Below are 2855 nucleotides of genomic sequence, written 5' to 3' on the forward strand. Positions count from 1 at the left end.
TAATTGTTAATTAGTTATAGTAATTTTCAAGGGGCCGGCTTGTGCTTCAAGCCGCTTTTTTAATATGATATTTTAGAAATTACTTCTTAACTCTACTAATGTCAAGTAGGCCATATCTAAATAAGTAAAAAAAGTATCTGCCTGTGGGCGTTAAATTTTATGGAATTTAATAAAAAACTGTGATTTACTGGTAGGTACCTTAAAATTTCAAAGGAAAACCGCTACTGTCAATCTTTTATTCTTTTTCCAAGGCGAAAAATATGTGACATATGGCGTTCTGGAGATAAACAGCCAAGAAACGGAGAGCAAAACGAGTATGACACATCCTGGAGAGTTATTAAAGAAAAGCGGGTTATATGCCGGAAAGGAGTTGGGCCAGAACTTTTTGTCACACCCGACTACGGCCCAGATGATTGTAGAAAAAACCGGCGTTGATAAAGAAACTACCGTGCTTGAAATAGGTCCGGGTTTAGGGGCAATCACCCTGCCATTGGCAAGGTCCTGCAAGCAGGTTGTGGCCGTTGAAAAAGACCGCCGTATAATTCCTCTGCTTGAAGAGGAGCTGGCCGGTGAAGGAATCTGCAATGTTACGATTATAAATCAGGATATATTAAAAACAGATATCAGGGAAATTGCAGGAACAGAAAAACTTGTTGTAATAGGGAATCTGCCATACAATATTTCATCCCAGATCCTTTTTAAACTCGTTACAATTCGCCAGGTTGTGACACGCGCATTTCTGATGTTTCAAAAGGAGCTTGCCCAACGTCTTCTTTCATCAGCCGGCACCAAAGACTATTCAAGGCTCTCTGCGGTGGTTCAGTATGCATCAAAAATCAGTCGGGTTGCAGATATCGGGCCCAATAATTTTTTTCCAAGGCCGGAAGTGAACTCCACGGTCCTGCGCTTTGATTTTTTTGAAACCAAAGGCATGGGCGAAGCCGACGAGATCCTGCTGTTCAGCGTAATCAAGGCAGCGTTTTCCAAACGAAGAAAAACCCTTCACAATGCCATGTCCGGCGGAGAAATGGGCTTGACAAAAGAACTCGTGGGTATTGCCCTTAAAAACGCCGGCATTGACGCCTCACGGCGCGCTGAAACCCTGAATGTTCAGGAGTTCATAGATTTGTCAAAGGCCGTGGGAAAGGTTAACGCCCTTGAATCATGATTGAATCAAAAATTTCCATAGATAAGCTCATTGACATTGTCCGCCAGGGTGGCCGGGTTAAAACCGGGGTGGATGTATATAACGGCAACGGCACCCTGCTTCTGGCCAAAGATGTGATGGTGGATAAGACAAAGCCCCTGAAAATACTTCGGAACAATGGCCTTCGGCAGGTTCCGGTGGCAAGCAACGGGGGCGTGTTTGACGCATCCGGTAATAAAATAGAGATGGGATCCACCGCCATTCCCGACCCCTTGCCAGATTCATTTCCCGATCCGGAACCCGTCAAAACTCAAAACGTAACTGAACGGCTCAAGGAAATTCTGGAACTGCGCAGGTTTGCCGAATCCATCAGTGTTAAAGCCCAGGCCAGTATAAAAAATGCTGTGAACCAGATCCGGCAGACAAAGGGTGAGTTTGATGTGAATGCCGTATCAGAGCAGGCATCGGAACTTGCATCATTTGCCGAACACAAACACCACCCCTTTGCATACGCGCCAAGGGATTGGTTTTTCTATGATGACTATTTTTACAGCCATGCCACCAATGTCTGCGCCTTGGGCTCCCAAGTATTGCGTCAATTTAACAGGGCTTTCTCCAGCGTAGTGGAAAAATCGCTTTGGTCATCATCATCAACGCTTGCCGGCAATGGATCTTCCGGAATGTTTTCCTATTACTACCCCGAGGAGATAGAAGAGATGTCCTTTGGGCTGTTCATCTATGATCTGGGAAAGTCCATGGTACCGGAAGAGATTTTAAACAAGACATCCGCCTTGAGCAAAGATGAAACCGAACTGCTGCGCAGGCACACCAACGATTTCGGATTTACGCTAATTGAAAAAAACCATCTGGGCAGTACTGTACTCAGCAACATGATCCGGTATCATCATGGGCCGATATATGAGGGAGAGCCTGGATGTTATCCTGTGGGACTTGATTGCGGGATGATGCCGCCCTATGTCAAAATATGCAAACTGATGGACATCTATGACGCCATGATTTCCAAACGCAGCTACCAGGATGCCGTTAACCAGGTTACTGCCGTCACCGGCCTGTTCCGCAGTTATGTGCACAAAGACCCCATCTTGCAGTTTATTCTCCATGCTTTTGTTAAAACCGTCGGGCTCTATCCGCCGGGCAGCATTGTTTTTCTTAAAAGCGGACAGATGGCCTATGTTCTTGAAAACGAGGGACCCCTTGTTCTTCCTTTTACAGACAGAAACCAAACACCGTTGACATCCAGGCCGGATCCTTTTAACGCCGGAAAACAGACCGGTATTCTTGCCATTGACAGTGACAAAAGTATCAGACAACCCAAAAAAATATGGAATTGCCTTCCTGTATTTATCAGGGAGTTTGCCCTGCCCAAGGATCAGGTGGCAGCGGCAGTTTCTGCTATTTCCCCCATATAATCCTATTTGTTATCAGTAATGTCCGGTTAGGTTTTTGCACACACTAAAAAATGTTTTTTTTAAGAAAACTCTGTAGCATTAATTTTTCCGAGCCCGCTAAAGCCCCTTAATTTGTTTTCAGCAAATATCGACACCGGCCGCTTTCATCTCTTCCAACCCTGCAGCCGTGCTTTCCGGGGCAACGCCCCGGCACAGGTCTTTGATCAGTGTTACCTCAAACCCGAGCATTATAGCATCCATGACCGTGGCCTTGACGCAATAATCGGTTGCCAGTCCGT

3 protein-coding genes are annotated in these 2855 nt (G+C 45.7%); 2 read left to right on the top strand and 1 reads right to left on the bottom strand.

What is annotated here, in order from left to right; translation table 11 throughout:
• Window positions 1-316 precede the first annotated feature (316 nt).
• Both rsmA and AB7U36_RS21765 read left to right on the top strand, forming a co-directional pair.
• On the top strand, window positions 317-1168 hold the full coding sequence (gene rsmA, locus AB7U36_RS21760; RefSeq protein WP_277000959.1) for a 16S rRNA (adenine(1518)-N(6)/adenine(1519)-N(6))-dimethyltransferase RsmA: 852 nt from the start codon (window positions 317-319) through the stop codon (window positions 1166-1168).
• The gene (locus AB7U36_RS21765) at window positions 1165-2577 is read left to right on the top strand and encodes an HD-GYP domain-containing protein (protein WP_428161695.1); all 1413 of its coding nucleotides are present in this window, start codon (window positions 1165-1167) and stop codon (window positions 2575-2577) included. The genes rsmA and AB7U36_RS21765 overlap by 4 nt, the downstream gene beginning before the upstream one ends.
• 117 nt (window positions 2578-2694) lie before the next feature.
• On the opposite strand, the gene AB7U36_RS21770 is transcribed toward AB7U36_RS21765, so the two are convergent.
• Window positions 2695-2850 carry an isochorismatase family protein gene (locus AB7U36_RS21770; RefSeq protein ID WP_428161696.1) on the bottom strand — a complete coding sequence of 52 codons (156 nt, stop codon included), beginning with the start codon at window positions 2848-2850 and terminating at the stop codon, window positions 2695-2697.
• Window positions 2851-2855: the final 5 nt, after the last annotated feature.

It is taken from the genome of Desulfobacter sp. (genome assembly GCF_050177295.1).